Raw genomic sequence first — 14,454 nt, 5'->3', positions numbered from 1 at the left:
CCTTCAGACCCCGCCTCACGACGACGCCCTTGCGTTTCGCTAGTCCTTCACCACCATCAGGTTGGACAGGGGACTCGCACCCCCAAGCTGTTGTGCATGCTCGGCGCACCAAAAAAAAGCCCGGCACGAGGCCGGGCTAACGGGGGTTCGGCGCATATCGGCAAAGGACCGGTTCACCATGCGCCAGAACGAAATCTAACAATCCCCATTTACAAGCGCAATCTCTTAATTGCGCCCTCAATGTGCCAAGGCGCACCGATTCCGCCTTAAGTGAATCAAAAATGTCGGAGTTGAACCGGCCAAATATGCCTTACATTCAGATTAACGCACATTAAATCCCGTGGGCCGGATTCCTCAATCGAACCTGAGGGGCGCGCACCGCAACGATCTGGTTCGACCCCGCCACAATGGCCAGACGAAAAACGGTTGGCCGATTTTAACTACCTCGTCCCGCATAAATATGACGTTTAATGGCCGATCTTAACTTGGTGCGGCAACGCACGAAACCAACCATTAACCTCTGTTAATCCGGCGAATTAACAATTGATTTCACAACGGGGGAGATTCGCGGATAGCGGAATAATAATTCTATCAAATCAACCGACAAATATAATGCCATTAAATCAACCGACAAATTGCGAGCGCGAATTCAAGCTACGCTTTTTTCGAAAATGACATAACAGGCTACCGCGAGGTAGCCATCCGGCAACAGGCACTCGAGTTAGGAGGCCACATTTACAAGACTCGCAAACCCAGTTCGGTGACGAGCACGGCGGCCTGCTGATGCGAAATCGTCGCGCCTTTGAAAAGCGCCGCATCGATGAGCCGCACACCGCTCAAATCCGCGTCGCGCAGGTCCGCTCCGTCGAAACGCGCGCCCTTCAGGTGCGCATCCTTCAGACTGCCGCCGTCGAACACCGCTTCGCGGAAATCGACCCCGGCGAGGTCGGCGTCGGAGAAATCCAGTTGCTGCAGCGTGGCCTTGCGAAACGACAGGCCGCGCAAATGCGCGCCGACCAGCAGCGTTTCGGCGAAGCTCAGGCCCAGCGCCGTGCACGCCTCGAAGTTCGCGCCGGTCAGCTTGCAGCCACGGAACGACGCGGAAGCGAGCTTCGCGCGCCGCCAGCTGGTGTTGTTCAGATCGCTCGACTGGAACACGGCATCGACCAGATCGGCGGACGCGAAATCCGCCTCGCGGCCGCGGCAACGCACCCAGCGGGTATGGGCGAGCGCCGCGCCGAAAAACGAAGTCTCGACGATCGTGCAACGATGAAACTCGGCGCCGCGCAGATCGAGCCGCGATAGATCGACGCCCTCGAAATCGCAGTCGGTGAAATGCAGCGGTGTGTGGTTGCCGCCCTCACGGCCATTGCCTGCTGCGATCAGGCGCTCCACCTCTGCGCGCGTGAGCGTGGCGTCGCTCACTGCGCCGCCTTGCGGGCCCGCGGACGGCGTCGTTGAATCCAGTGACATGAAGGTTCAGAATCCGTTTCGAAAGGCCCCAAGCGTACCGGAACGCGCGCCGCCGTGGCGGCTCGCGTCGATGGTTTATAGTAACGGCCCCGTCCGACCCCCGCTTAAGATGACTTCCAACGACGCCCCCCATAGCCCGCTGTACGCCAAGCTGCTCGGCGAGACCGCCAAAATCGGCTGGACCGAACTCGAACGCTTTTTTGCTCGCGGCATGCTGCTGCGCGTCGCACGCGACCTCGACCTGGTGAGCGTCGCCGAAGCGATCGCCAGCGACGACACCACCCAGATTGCGCAATGGCTGTCTGCCGGGCTCGTCGAGCGCGTGCAGGCGGAAACCGCCGCCGATTTCGCCGCGCGCGACCCCGACCTGTGGGCAGTGGTCGTGTCGCCGTGGGTGTGCGTGCAGGAACGCACTTGAGCGACACCGCGCGCGGCGCCGACGCGCCCGCGTCCGCCGTGCCGGTGCGCTGGCACCGGCGCGTGCTCACGCTGGCGTTTCCGATCGTCCTCGCCAACCTGACGCAACCGATACTCGGCGCGGTCGACACCGCCGTCGCCGGCCATCTGGACAGCGCGTCGTACCTCGGCGGCGTCGCGCTCGGCGGACTGTTCTTCAACTTCGTGTTCTGGGGCTTCGGCTTCCTGCGCATGGGCACCACGGGGCTCGTCGCGCAGGCGCACGGCGCGGATGACCAGGCCGAGTTGCGCAACACCGTGATCCGCGCGCTGCTGATGGCGGGTGCGATCGGCGCCGCGGTGCTGGCGCTGCAGCTGCCGTTGATCGATTACGCATTGCGCCTGATCGGCGGCAGCGACGCCGTACAGCGTCACGCGCGCATTTACTGCCACGCGCGCATCTGGGCCGCACCGCTCGCGCTCGGCAACTACGTGGTGCTCGGCTGGCTGCTCGGCACGCAGCGCGTGCGGCTCGCGCTGCTCTCGCAGGTGTTCATCAACAGTGTGAACATCGTCGCGGTGCTGCTGTACGTGTATCTGTTCCACTGGGGCGTGGCCGGTATCGGTGCGGCCACCGCCACCGCCGACGCGCTCGGCTTCGTGCTCGGCGCCGCGCTGCTCTGGCACGGCAGACCGCGCGGCCTGCCCGCGCTCAGGCGCGCCGCGTTGTTCGACACCGCGGCACTCAAGCGTCTGGTCGTGCTCAATCGCGACATCTTCGTGCGCACGCTGTGCCTGCTCTCGTCGTTCGGCTGGTTCGCCCATCTGGGCGCGCGGCAAGGCGATGCGACCCTCGCCGCGAATGCGCTGCTGCTCAATTTTCAGACCTTCATGGCCTATGGGCTCGACGGCTTCGCGCACGCCGCCGAGGCGCTCGTCGGCGCGGCGATCGGCGCACGCGACCGGCACGCGTTCGCGCAGGCAGTCAAGGTCACCGCGCTGTGGTCCGCGCTCGGCGCGCTGGGCTTCGCGCTGGTGTACTGGGGCGCGGGCGCGTGGATCGTCGAACGTTTGACCGACCAGGCGGCCGTGCGCGTCGCGGCTGAAACGTATCTGCCGTGGGCCGCGCTCTCGCCGGTGATTTCCGTGTGGGGCTTTCTGCTCGACGGCGTGTTCATCGGCGCGACCCGCACGCGCGAACTGATGGTGTCGATGATCGTGTCGCTGGCGGTGTTCGTGGCTGTGTCGTCGGCATTGCTGGCGCTGCACGGCAATCACGGGCTGTGGGCCGCGATGCTGATCTTCATGGCCGCACGCGGCGTCACGCTCGCGCGGTATTTGCCGGGGGTGGTGCGTGGAGTGGCGGCCGCGAGGGCTTGAGCCTCGCGCGTGAGGCGCCTGAAGGGCGGCATCGCGCCGGGACGCGCTGCGCTACCGTCGCCCTGCCCTGCGGCACCCGGTTACGGCTTGAAACAAGCGCATACAGATGGCCCGCCAGGCTCGCCCTAGAATGACTTCAGCCCGCGCTCTCCGCGCGAACAGTCAGCGCGGGTCAGAAGCACCCGGCGTGCCCGCGCCGGTGCTTCGCCTTTCTGCTGCTCATTTCTGCTGCGCCTTTCTGCTTCGCCTCTCTGTTTCGCGCGGCGCTCGTCAAGGCGCAGCCGGCGCAGGGACCATCGACGGTGGCGTCGTGTCGGTCGGCACGCCGTGATAGTCGGCGGGATCTTGCGGCGGCTTGCCGTGATGACCGGACGGATTGTCCGCACACCCGGCCAGGCCGGCAAACAGCAACAATGCAATCATCGGAACGCGGATCATAGACAGTCGTCTCTCCAAACAGAATCAGTAACGGCAGCCAGGAAGCAACCCGGCGGCAACCCGAGGGCCGAGAGTCTACCTGCAAAGCGTGATCCGCGACGTTACGGCGTGCTGTGCGCCCCTGCCATTTCGCGATGTGTGTCCTACTATGAAGTGACAGCCGCAGGTGATAGGAGACTGCCATGAACGCTGAATCGATCGCGGGTCTGGTCGGACTTGCAATAGGTTTGATCGTCCTGATCGCCCTGTCGATTTTCGAATCGAGAACGTACAGGCGCGAACACGATGGCGAAGGGATGCTGCATCACTGGCTGACTCAGCAGCACTTGCATATGCCGCATTGGAGGCGCCCGCGGCATTAGTCGGGACAAAAACGGGCTGCCTGTTGCGCTTGAATGTGTCGCGAGTGATTGGCTTGATTGATCCGCTGCGTCGGGGTGGTTGAAGCTGTCTCGACTATGCAGCGGAAGTGTTCGGCCGTCATCGCCACGACAACGCAAGCGGTATGGAACTTCAGTTGACCACGGCGGCGCGCTGCGCCGCGTGAACTCGTGCGCCGACAATCGACGGCGCGCACGAGTTCACGCTTGCTGATTGTCACTTGCCCCACGATAAGCACTGGGTACAGCGCCGCATCCCCGCGCCAACAGTTCCCACACGCACCAGCGTCACGAATACGCCCGACGTGCGCAGGTTTTCCTCTTCCTGGTCACGCTTTCCGCTCATTTGCGCGCCACTGCGCGAAACGCGCCTGAGCGCTCGGCGTTGACTTGTCCTTGCCTGCCTCTTCACAGGCACATGCCTTGCTGACCATCAGCCTGCAAGGCGCGCGTGGTGCGCGTCAATTGTCCCGGCGCGCATGCGCCGAACCAACGATGCGGCCCAGCCATCTCTAGGGCCAGACAGGGAGAACTCGAATGACCGTCGGAACCATACTGCTTATCGTGCTCATCCTGCTGCTGATCGGCGCGTTGCCGAGCTGGCCGTACAGCAGCGGCTGGGGCTATCGGCCGACCGGCCTGGTCGGCGTCGTGCTGATCATCGTGATTGTGTTGCTGCTGATGGGACGCATATAGCGCACCGTTGAACCCGCAGGTTGAACCTGTTTTTCAGTCCAGCGCAATTCATGGTTGACGCTGACGCGCTCTACCCCGTAGAATCCCGGATTCGTCGGAGCGTAGCGCAGCCTGGTAGCGCATCTGATTTGGGATCAGAGGGTCGAAGGTTCGAATCCTTTCGCTCCGACCACGAAAAGCAATACGAAACCCGCGTAGCCTCCGGCTTCGCGGGTTTTTGCTTTTTTGCCTTTGCTTCCAGTACGCGTCGCACGCATGCGTGGTTCGCTGCATGCTTCACTGCGAAGCCGCCAGCCACCTCCCCAAAGCCTCGGCTTGCGAATAACCAGGCCCGCATGCGACAGTGAGCGAAAACCCGCGCAGCTCATCCGCCGCAACCAGAGTCAAGGAGACACACATGGATCTGATTCTCTGGCGTCACGCCGAAGCCGAAGATTTCGCCGCCAGCGACCTCGCCCGCGCGCTCACCACGCGCGGCCGCAAGCAGGCCCAGAACGTCGCGAAGTGGCTGCGCTCGCGGCTGCCGGATGACGCCGTAGTGCTCGCCAGCCCGGCCACGCGCACCATCCAGACCGCCGAAACCCTGAGCGACCAGTATCGCGTGGTACGCGAACTCGCGCCCAACGCAAGCGCGGCCGACGTGCTCGAGGCGGCCGGCTGGCCCAATGGCATTGCGCAGACCGTGGTGATCGTCGGCCATCAACCGACGCTCGGCCACGTCGCCGCGCAGTTGCTCGGCAACAGCAACGCTAGCTGGCCGCTGAAGAAAGCCGGCGTCTGGTGGATTGCGAGCCGCGAACGCGACGGCGGCGAACAGGCCGTGTTGCGCGCGGCGATCAGCCCCGATCTGGTCTGAGCCGGAGCGCCTGAAACCCCAACAGGTCCCCGCCGGTCGCGCGAATACAACGTTCGCGCGACTGCCGCCCCACATTACAACCCGCGCGCACGCGGCTTACGGGCAGTCATCCAATCGTCACGGCTTTGCCATGCGAGCGTCACCAGGCGTTACTACATTGGCGAAAAAAGAATTCTCCCTTTTTTCGACCAGGACGCCCTATGCGAGAACTGCCGACGCCCACCCTGCCCCTCGCTTCGATCTTCGAGACGCGTCGTCTGCCGCGCCCCGAGGAAACGGTCACCGCGCAGCATCGCCTGCAAGTCACATGGGCGCGCACCGACGAGGAATTGCGCGAAGCACAGCGTCTACGCTATCGCGTGTTCGCCGACGAAATGGGCGCGCGTCTGACGGGCCCCGCCGGTCTCGACGTCGATGCATTCGATGCCTATTGCGATCACCTGCTGGTGCGCGATCTCGACACGCTGAAAGTGGTCGGCACGTATCGCGCGTTGCCGCCGCATCAGGCCGCGCGCATCGGCCGGCTGTATGCGGAAAGCGAATTCGACGTGTCGCGTCTCACGCACCTGCGCGCCAAAATGGTCGAAGTGGGCCGCTCGTGCGTGCATCCGGACTATCGCAGCGGCTCGGTGATCATGTCGCTGTGGGCCGGGCTCGCCGCGTACATGAAGCACAACGGCTATGAGACGATGCTCGGCTGCGCGAGCGTCGCGATGGTCGACGGCGGGCACTATGCGGCGAATCTGTATTGCTCGCTGCGCGAGAACGCGCTGACGGCGCCGGAGTATCGCGCGTTCGCGCACACGCCGCTGCCGGTCGATGAATTGCAGACGGGCGCCAACGTCGCGCCGCCGCCGCTCGTGAAGGGTTATCTGCGACTCGGTGCGAAGATTTGCGGCGCGCCGGCGTGGGACCCCGACTTCAACACCGCGGACTTTCTGACGCTGTTCCGTCTGTCCGATATCAATGCGCGCTACGCCCGCCACTTTCTGGGCGATGCATTGCCGCGCTAAGTGCACATCGGGTGATGGACGCAAAAGCAAAGCCCGGCAATCGCCGGGCTTTTTCATTCATCCATTTACGCGTGCATCACGAAGGGCCGCACATCAATCGTCCGTATACACGACACGATAGGGAATGCCGACCTTTTCCCATTCCGCCGCTTCCTGGATCAGGCTGTAATCGGTCAACGGATTATTGGTCACCCATTCGTTCGGCAAGCGCACCTCGTAACCGCCATTGGCCTGCGCGACCGTGATCCCCGGCAAGCCGACATCCGCACGGCGGCGGCACAGCAGCGCCGCGAGCCGCAGACAGAACAGCAACGGCCATTCCACTTCGCGCGTTTGCGAGAGCTTGCCGAGCTTGCCCGCATGACCGAGCACCAGCGCGGCGAGACGCGCCTGGTCGGTGCGCGAAAAGCCCGGCATGTCCGCGTTGCTGGCGATGTAGGCCGAGTGCTTGTGATAGGCGCTGTGCGAAATCGACAGCCCGATCTCATGCAGCGCCGCCGCCCAGCCGATGAACATGCGGTTTTCCAGACGGCGTTCTTCGTCGGGCTCCGCGAACTGGTCGTAGAAGCTCACCGACAGATCGCCGATCCGCCCCGCCTGCGCGCGATCCACGCCATACCGGCGCATAAAGCCTTCCACCGTCACCGTGCGCATATCTTCGTGCTGCGAACGGCCGAGCAGGTCGTACATCACGCCGAGGCGCAGCGCGCCGTCGGTGGTGTCGACGTAATCGACACCGAGTTCGTCGAACACCGCGATCATGATCGACAGGCCGCCGGCCAGCACCGGAATGCGGTCGGCCTTCAACGCGACCAGCTTCAGCCGATTGACGTTCTCCGCCTTGATCAACGCGCGCTTGAGCCGTTCGAGCCCGCCGCGCGAGATGCCATGCGTGACGCCCGGATCGTTGAAATTGTTCGCCTCGACCAGCTCGGCCAACGCGCGTGCGGTGCCCGACGAACCGATCGCCTGTTCCCAGCCGGTCTTCTTGTATTCGGCGGAAATGATCTGGATTTCGCGGCTCGCGGCGAGTTCGGCCTGGCGCATCGTGTATTCGTCGACGTTGCCGGCGGGGAAAAACGCGCGGCTATGGCTCACGCAGCCGATATAGAGGCTTTCCATCTTGATCGGCGTGTAGTGCGAACCGATGATGAATTCCGTCGACCCGCCGCCGATATCGACCACGAGGCGCTTGCCCGCGCTGGCCGGCACCGAGTGCGCGGCGCCCGCATAAATGAGGCGCGCTTCCTCGCGCCCGGCGATCACTTCGATTGGGAAGCCGAGCGCGGCCTGCGCCTCGCCGAGAAATTCACCGGCGTTCTTGGCGATGCGCAACGTGTTGGTGGCGACCGCGCGAACGTGATCGGGGTGAAAGTCGCGCAGCCGTTCGCCGAAGCGCTTGAGCGCGTCCCATCCGCGCACCTGCGACGCGCGATCGAGCATCTTGTCGCGCGACAGGCCGGCGGCAAGACGCACCGGCTCGCGCAACGCGTCGACCTGGTAGATCTGGCTGCCCGCGTCGGTTTCCTCCACCCGGCCGACGATCAGCCGGAAGCTGTTCGAACCGAGATCGACGGCGGCGAGAAGTTGGGGAGTATTGACCATCGGGTAAGCGGACTCCATGCGCGCGAGCGCGGCGGCGGTGGCTGCGGCGGGCCCCGCGGGTCCACCCGCTGCTCTGGGCGCCTTGTGACCGGCCGCGCTGTTCAAAGACGCCATTCTAAGCGTACCGGGCCTCACGATGTCACCTCGCAACGATGGGGGTGCGCTATGGTCCCATATACATTGCGTCATATTGACGACACGCGGCGAATCCGGCGTAGAATTTAAGATATCGAGAGTGTCATAAGAACGTAATCATACTGTGAGAATTTCCGAGCGTCTTTCTGCCTCCCTTCCTGACATACCATTCTCGCTGCCGATGTCCATCCGCTATCCCTTATTGAATCGCGAACTGGGCATTCTGGGTTTCAACGAGCGTGTGTTGGCACAAGCTGCCGACCCAGCCGTCCCTTTGCTCGAACGTCTGCGCTTCATCTGCATCACCAGTAGCAATCTCGACGAATTCTTCGAAGTCCGCATGGCCGGACTGCAGGAACAGATGCGCGACAACCCGGGCGCGCTGTCGCCTGACGGCATGTCACTGCAGCATGTGTACGACCTCGTGGTCGAGCGCGCGCAGAAGCTCGTGCATCGTCAGTACACGATGCTGCACGATACGGTGCTGACCGCTCTCGAAGCGGAAGGGATCTATTTTCACGGCACCGAAGCATGGAACGAAGCGCAGACCGAATGGGCGCGCAATTACTTCTTCGACGAGTTGCTGCCGGTGCTCACGCCGATCGGCCTCGATCCTGCGCATCCGTTTCCGCGCGTGCTCAACAAGAGCCTGAACTTCGTCGTCGAACTGGAAGGCAAGGACGCGTTCGGCCGCCAGGCGATGATGGGCATCGTGCAGGCGCCGCGCGCGCTGCCGCGGCTCGTGCGCATGCCGCAGGAGCTGTCGGGCTATCCGCATGGCTTCGTGCTGCTCAGCTCGCTGCTGCAACGCTTTGTCGGCGAGCTGTTTCCGAACCTGGTGGTGCGCAGCTGCAATCAGTTTCGTATCACGCGCAATAGCGAACTGTTCGTCGACGAGGACGAAATCACCAATCTGCGCGTCGCGTTGCAGGGCGAATTGCCGGCGCGGCATCTGGGCAATGCGGTGCGGCTCGAAGTGTCGGCGGAAACGCCCGCGCATGTGGTGCGGCGTCTGCTCGACGAAAGCGGCCTGTCCAACAAGGACTGCTATTACGCGAACGGCCCCGTGAATCTGGTGCGGCTGATGCAGTTGCCGGAGATGGTGGACCGGCCCGATCTGAAGTTCGTGCCGCACATTCCCGCGACCCCGCCGCAGATCGCCAACAGCGCCAGCCTGTTCGATGTGATCGATCAGGGCGACGTTTTGCTGCATCATCCGTACGAGAGCTTTCAGCCTGTGCTCGAACTGCTGTTGCAGGCGGCCAAAGATCCGAACGTGATGGCGATCAAGCAGACCATCTACCGCACCGGCACCGACTCGCCGCTGATGGACGCGCTAATGCAGGCCGCGCGCAACGGCAAGGAAGTCACGGTGGTGGTCGAGCTGCTGGCGCGCTTCGACGAGGAAACCAACATCAACTGGGCCTCGCAACTCGAAGCGGTCGGCGCGCACGTCGTGTACGGCGTGGTGGGCCACAAGTGCCACGCGAAGATGATGCTGATCGTGCGGCGCGTGTCGCAAGGCGGCAAGACCATGCTCAAGCGCTACGCGCATCTCGGCACCGGCAACTATCATCCGCGCACCGCGCGCCTTTATACCGACTTCGGCCTGATGACCGGCGACCAGAAAATCTGCGAAGACGTGCACCACGTGTTCCAGCAACTGACCGGCATCGGCGGCGAGCTGCGGCTGCATGAGTTGTGGCAGTCGCCGTTCACGCTGCACCCGAAACTGATCGACGCGATCCGCGCCGAAGCCGAGCACGCGCGTGCCGGCCAGAAGGCGCGCATCGTCGCGAAGATGAACGCGTTGCTCGAACCCACCGTGATTGCCGAGTTGTACGAAGCATCGCGGGCGGGCGTGAAGATCGATTTGATCGTGCGTGGCGTGTGCTCGCTGCAGCCGGGCGTGCCGGGACTGTCGGAGAACATCACGGTACGCTCGATCGTCGGGCGCTTTCTCGAACACCATCGCATCTTCTACTTCTACGACGGCGGCAAGGAGCAGGTCTATCTGTCGAGCGCCGACTGGATGGACCGCAACTTCTTCCGGCGCGTGGAAGTCGCGTTCCCGATCAACAACCGGCGTCTGAAGCGGCGCGTGATCGCCGAGGGTCTGTCGGCGTTTCTCGGCGACAATCAGTCCGCGTGGCTGATGCAAAGCGACGGCCACTATCGCCGGCGGCGGCCGGGCAAGTCGTCGCGCAATGCGCAGATGAGTTTGCTTGGGAAGTTCTGTCCGTGAAGCGGGCGAGGCTCGCCGTATTAACGAGCTTTCCGAACACGCATGAAAAAACCGCCTTATTCAGGCGGTTTTTTTCATGCCGGCGCTTTTATCAAGCTCTCGTCAAACTGGCGCCGGTTGCCGTCGCGCGGTGCGGTACACCGGAAAGCGGACGGTGAACGTGCTGCCCCGCCCCTCTTCGCTCTTCACGTCGAGCTGCGCATCGTGCCGCTGCAGCACGTGCTTGACGATCGCGAGGCCGAGGCCCGTGCCGCCGGTGTCGCGCGAACGGCTGCGATCGACGCGATAGAAGCGCTCGGTCAGCCGCGGAATGTCCGCAGTGGGAATGCCGAGGCCGCTATCCGTAACGGAGAACACCGCGTGCGCGCCTTGCGCGTGCCAGCTTACCTTGATGGCGCCGCCGTCCGGCGTGTAGCGGATCGCGTTCGTCACGAGATTGCCGAGCGCGCTGAGAATTTCGGTTTCGACGCCGGTCACCGTCAGCCCTTCGTCGGCGTCGAACACGATCTTGTGATGATCGCTCGACAGACTCTGCGCGTCGTCGTGCAGGTGCCGCAACACCGCGCGCATGTCGATCATCTGATCGCTCGGCGGCTTGTTGTCGCCCTCGAGCTTCGCGAGCACCAGCAGATCGTTGACGATATGGCGCATGCGCGACGCCTGCTGCTCCATCAGTTCGAGATAGCGCGCGCGCTCGGCCTCGCCCAACGGCAACTCGCGCATCGTTTCCAGAAACCCGGAGAGCACGGTGAGCGGCGTCTTCAACTCATGCGACACGTTGGCGACGAAGTCGCGCCGCATCGCGTCGGTCCGCTCCAGCTCCGTAATGTCTTGCGACAACACCAGCTTGCGATTCTCGCCATAAGGAAACACCTGCACCGACAGCACGTTCTGGCGCTTCTCGCCCATGCCGCGCATGATCAGCATTTCCTCGTACCGGTGCGAGTTCAGGTAGCGGACAAAGTCGGGGTGACGCACCAGATGCGTGATGTGCTGACGCAGATCGCGCTTCGCGTCGAGGCCGAAGTGGCTCTCCGAAATAGCGTTGCACCACTCGATCTGATCGTGGTCGTCGAGCATCGCGACGCCGTTCGGCGACGCCTGGATCGCCTGGATGAAACGCGAGTGCTGCTGCTCGACCTGGCGCACCTGGGCGTGCCAGCGCTTCGCGAGCTTATGCAGACGGTAGTAGATTTCGCCCCAGATGCCTGGCGCGCTCGGCACTTCGCCGTACACCGGCGCGTCGAGCAAACGCCACAGGCGCTGTTTGTGAAAGGTGCCAAAGAAGCTTTGCGCGAGCAGCATGACAATCGCGAGAACGAGTCCTGCCTTCACGTTCACGAGTGCGCCGACCACCACGCACAGAACAGCGAGCAGCACGACCGACACGATGGAGCGCGCCCAGATGATGTTCATGGTCTAGCGATCGAAGAGAAAAGCACACGCGCAGCGACGCAGATTGCGGCGCGTGGCGTTGCGAATGTGACGTGCGTGAACCGCTGCGGCGCGAGCGCCGCCGTCCGAGGTCAGGCGCTCTTCGCAAGCCGGTAGCCGCTGCCGCGTACCGTCTCAATCATAGCATCGCACCCGGCCGGCTTGAGCGCGGCGCGCAGACGCTTGATATGCACATCCACCGTGCGTTCTTCGACGAACACGTGATCGCCCCACACCTGGTCGAGCAGTTGCGTGCGGCTATGCACGCGCTCCGGGTGCGTCATGAAGAAATGCAGCAGACGAAATTCCGTCGGGCCGAGATCGAGCTTGATCTCGCTGCCTTCGGCATGCGCGGCCACGCGGTGCGTCGCCGGGTCGAGCTTGAGGCCGTTGATCGCGACCTGGTCTTCGGTCAGCTGCGGCGCACGGCGGCGCAACACCGCCTTGATGCGCGCCATCAGTTCCTTCGGCGAGAACGGCTTGGTGACGTAGTCATCCGCGCCGATTTCGAGGCCGAGCACCTTGTCCTGCTCATCGCCGCGGGCGGTCAACATGATGATCGGAATGTGCTTCGTGCGCTCGTTGTTGCGCAGATCGCGGGCGAACGCGATGCCCGATTTTCCCGGCAACATCCAGTCGAGCAGGACGAGGTCGGGCAGTACGTCGCTGATCAGGTTCTGCGCCTGCTCCGCGTTGTATGCGCGAATCGGGCAGTGTCCGGCGTGTTGAAGATTGACCGAAATCAGTTCGGAAATTGCGGGCTCATCTTCAATGACGAGAATGCTGCTAGGCATCGGCACCTCTGGTCCTTTTATCTGGATTAACTGAGCGCTTCGCGTTCGAGCGCGTCGCGCGACTTGTGCCGCACGTCGGTGCCCTTCACGATGTAAATGATGAACTCCGCGATGTTCTTCGCGTGGTCGCCGATCCGTTCGATCGCCTTGGCGATGAACAGGAAATCGAGGCCCACCGAAATCGAGCGCGGATCTTCGGTCATGTACGAAATCAGCTTGCGCACGAACGCGCGGAATTCCTCGTCGATCGCCTTGTCGTCGCGCACGATCTGCGCGGCGGCGACCGTGTCGAGGCGCGCGAACGCGTCCAGCGCGCGGCGCAGGATCGACACCGCCATTTCGCCCGACAGCTTGATCTCGGCGATATTGATGGTGCGCGACGCGCCGTCTTCCATCAAACGCTTGGTGCGCTTGGCGATTTTTTCCGCCTCGTCGCCGGCGCGTTCGAGATTGGTGATGGTCTTCGAGATCGCGATCAACAGGCGCAAATCGCGCGCGGCCGGCTGACGGCGCGCGATGATGTTGCTGCACTCCTCGTCGATGTCGACTTCCATCTTGTTCAGGCGATCTTCGGCGGCGATCACCTGCTCGGCGATGTCGAGGTCGAACTCGTTGAGCGCCTGCATTGCGTTGACGATCTGCGATTCGACGAGGCCCCCCATTTCGAGCACCTTCGACGAAACCAGATTCAGGTCGGCGTCGAACTGGCTGGACAGATGTTTATCGGACATGTCGTACTCCGTTGTTTTGTTCGGCGAATCAGCCGAAGCGGCCCGTGATGTAGTCTTCGGTTTCCTTGCGGACCGGCTTGATGAAGATCTTTTCGGTGTCGCCGAATTCGATCAGCTCGCCGAGATACATATAGGCAGTGTAGTCCGAACAGCGGGCCGCCTGTTGCATGTTGTGCGTGACGATCACCACCGTGTAATCGCTCTTCAATTCCGCGATCAGCTCTTCGATGCGGCCCGTCGAAATCGGGTCCAGCGCCGAGCACGGCTCGTCGAGCAGCAGCACTTCAGGACGGATCGCGATGCCGCGCGCGATGCACAGACGCTGCTGCTGGCCGCCGGACAAACCGTAGCCGCTCTGGCCGAGCTTGTCCTTCACTTCGTTCCACAACGCGGCCTTGGTGAGCGCCCATTCGACGCGGTCGTCCATCTCCGAGCGCGGCAGCGATTCGAACATCTTCACCCCGAACGCGATGTTGTCGTAGATCGACATCGGAAACGGCGTCGGCTTCTGGAAGACCATGCCGATCCGCGCGCGCAGCAGCGAGATATCGCGCTTGGACGTCAGCAGGTTTTCGCCGTCCATCAGGATCTCGCCTTCGGCGCGCTGTTCCGGATAGAGCGCGTACATCTTGTTGAAGGTGCGCAACAAGGTGGACTTGCCGCAGCCCGACGGGCCGATGAACGCGGTCACCTTGCCTTCGGGAATCTGCAGGTTGATGTTCTTCAGCGCGTGATATTTGCCGTAGAAGAAGTTCAGGTCGTTGACCTCGATCTTCGGACGCGACGGCGATAACGCCTGGCCGCGCTGTACGGGATCGGAGCTGGCGGGCGCGGTGGGACGCGCGGTCGGATTGAGTTGAGTTTCTGCCATATTCATC

15 protein-coding genes and 1 tRNA gene are annotated in these 14,454 nt (G+C 63.1%); 8 read left to right on the top strand and 8 right to left on the bottom strand.

Annotation, left to right across the window (positions count from 1 at the left end):
* Positions 1 to 735 precede the first annotated feature (735 nt).
* The gene (locus tag FVF58_RS34480) at positions 736 to 1,473 is read right to left on the bottom strand and encodes a pentapeptide repeat-containing protein (RefSeq protein ID WP_149674200.1); all 738 of its coding nucleotides are present in this window, start codon (positions 1,471 to 1,473) and stop codon (positions 736 to 738) included.
* A 109-nt stretch (positions 1,474 to 1,582) separates the two neighbouring features.
* Between FVF58_RS34480 and FVF58_RS34475 the strand changes: the two genes are divergently transcribed.
* Together FVF58_RS34475 and FVF58_RS34470 are read left to right on the top strand one after the other, a co-directional pair.
* Positions 1,583 to 1,891 carry a DUF2288 domain-containing protein gene (locus FVF58_RS34475; RefSeq protein ID WP_149674199.1) on the top strand — a complete coding sequence of 103 codons (309 nt, stop codon included), beginning with the start codon at positions 1,583 to 1,585 and terminating at the stop codon, positions 1,889 to 1,891.
* Positions 1,888 to 3,249 (top strand): MATE family efflux transporter, encoded by a 1,362-nt coding sequence (locus tag FVF58_RS34470; RefSeq protein WP_149674198.1) that lies wholly within the window; start codon positions 1,888 to 1,890, stop codon positions 3,247 to 3,249. The genes FVF58_RS34475 and FVF58_RS34470 overlap by 4 nt, the downstream gene beginning before the upstream one ends.
* 270 nt (positions 3,250 to 3,519) lie before the next feature.
* Here FVF58_RS34470 and FVF58_RS51695 read toward each other — a convergent pair whose 3' ends face one another.
* Positions 3,520 to 3,687 (bottom strand): hypothetical protein, encoded by a 168-nt coding sequence (locus FVF58_RS51695; protein ID WP_188131004.1) that lies wholly within the window; start codon positions 3,685 to 3,687, stop codon positions 3,520 to 3,522.
* 182 nt (positions 3,688 to 3,869) lie between these two features.
* On the opposite strand from FVF58_RS51695, the gene FVF58_RS34465 reads away from it, so the two are divergent.
* Entirely contained in the window at positions 3,870 to 4,049 is a 180-nt protein-coding gene (locus FVF58_RS34465; RefSeq protein WP_149674197.1) for a hypothetical protein, read from the top strand.
* A gap of 235 nt (positions 4,050 to 4,284) precedes the next feature.
* On the opposite strand, the gene FVF58_RS54295 is transcribed toward FVF58_RS34465, so the two are convergent.
* On the bottom strand, positions 4,285 to 4,413 hold the full coding sequence (locus FVF58_RS54295; protein ID WP_281291317.1) for a hypothetical protein: 129 nt from the start codon (positions 4,411 to 4,413) through the stop codon (positions 4,285 to 4,287).
* A 191-nt stretch (positions 4,414 to 4,604) separates the two neighbouring features.
* Between FVF58_RS54295 and FVF58_RS34460 the strand changes: the two genes are divergently transcribed.
* From FVF58_RS34460 to FVF58_RS34445, 4 genes are all read left to right on the top strand, one after another.
* Complete coding sequence (locus tag FVF58_RS34460; protein WP_090801093.1) at positions 4,605 to 4,763, top strand: DUF3309 family protein; 159 nt, start codon at positions 4,605 to 4,607, stop codon at positions 4,761 to 4,763.
* Between the two features lie 95 nt (positions 4,764 to 4,858).
* Positions 4,859 to 4,935 (top strand) — tRNA-Pro (locus tag FVF58_RS34455).
* Between the two features lie 225 nt (positions 4,936 to 5,160).
* Positions 5,161 to 5,619, top strand: a complete 459-nt coding sequence (gene sixA / locus FVF58_RS34450; RefSeq protein ID WP_149674196.1) for a phosphohistidine phosphatase SixA — start codon at positions 5,161 to 5,163, stop codon at positions 5,617 to 5,619.
* Positions 5,620 to 5,819: 200 nt separating this feature from the next.
* Positions 5,820 to 6,632, top strand: coding sequence for a GNAT family N-acetyltransferase (locus FVF58_RS34445; protein WP_149674195.1), 813 nt, complete (start codon positions 5,820 to 5,822; stop codon positions 6,630 to 6,632).
* Between the two features lie 93 nt (positions 6,633 to 6,725).
* On the opposite strand, the gene ppx is transcribed toward FVF58_RS34445, so the two are convergent.
* The gene (gene ppx, locus FVF58_RS34440; protein WP_149674194.1) at positions 6,726 to 8,351 is read right to left on the bottom strand and encodes an exopolyphosphatase; all 1,626 of its coding nucleotides are present in this window, start codon (positions 8,349 to 8,351) and stop codon (positions 6,726 to 6,728) included.
* A 202-nt stretch (positions 8,352 to 8,553) separates the two neighbouring features.
* On the opposite strand from ppx, the gene ppk1 reads away from it, so the two are divergent.
* Positions 8,554 to 10,617, top strand: a complete 2,064-nt coding sequence (gene ppk1 / locus FVF58_RS34435) for a polyphosphate kinase 1 (protein WP_149674193.1) — start codon at positions 8,554 to 8,556, stop codon at positions 10,615 to 10,617.
* 102 nt (positions 10,618 to 10,719) lie between these two features.
* On the opposite strand, the gene phoR is transcribed toward ppk1, so the two are convergent.
* From phoR to pstB, 4 genes are all read right to left on the bottom strand, one after another.
* The gene (phoR, locus tag FVF58_RS34430) at positions 10,720 to 12,033 is read right to left on the bottom strand and encodes a phosphate regulon sensor histidine kinase PhoR (protein WP_149674192.1); all 1,314 of its coding nucleotides are present in this window, start codon (positions 12,031 to 12,033) and stop codon (positions 10,720 to 10,722) included.
* Between the two features lie 110 nt (positions 12,034 to 12,143).
* Positions 12,144 to 12,845: a phosphate regulon transcriptional regulator PhoB gene (gene phoB, locus FVF58_RS34425; RefSeq protein WP_149674191.1), complete on the bottom strand. Its 702-nt coding sequence runs from the start codon at positions 12,843 to 12,845 to the stop codon at positions 12,144 to 12,146.
* A 26-nt stretch (positions 12,846 to 12,871) separates the two neighbouring features.
* Positions 12,872 to 13,576 carry a phosphate signaling complex protein PhoU gene (gene phoU, locus FVF58_RS34420; RefSeq protein ID WP_074764835.1) on the bottom strand — a complete coding sequence of 235 codons (705 nt, stop codon included), beginning with the start codon at positions 13,574 to 13,576 and terminating at the stop codon, positions 12,872 to 12,874.
* 28 nt (positions 13,577 to 13,604) lie between these two features.
* Positions 13,605 to 14,453: a phosphate ABC transporter ATP-binding protein PstB gene (gene pstB / locus FVF58_RS34415; protein ID WP_149674190.1), complete on the bottom strand. Its 849-nt coding sequence runs from the start codon at positions 14,451 to 14,453 to the stop codon at positions 13,605 to 13,607.
* Between the last annotated feature and the right edge of the window lies 1 nt (position 14,454).

It is taken from the genome of Paraburkholderia panacisoli (assembly GCF_008369935.1).
In the GTDB taxonomy this organism is placed as follows: domain Bacteria; phylum Pseudomonadota; class Gammaproteobacteria; order Burkholderiales; family Burkholderiaceae; genus Paraburkholderia; species Paraburkholderia panacisoli.
This window is presented reverse-complemented; position numbering and strand designations above follow the sequence as displayed.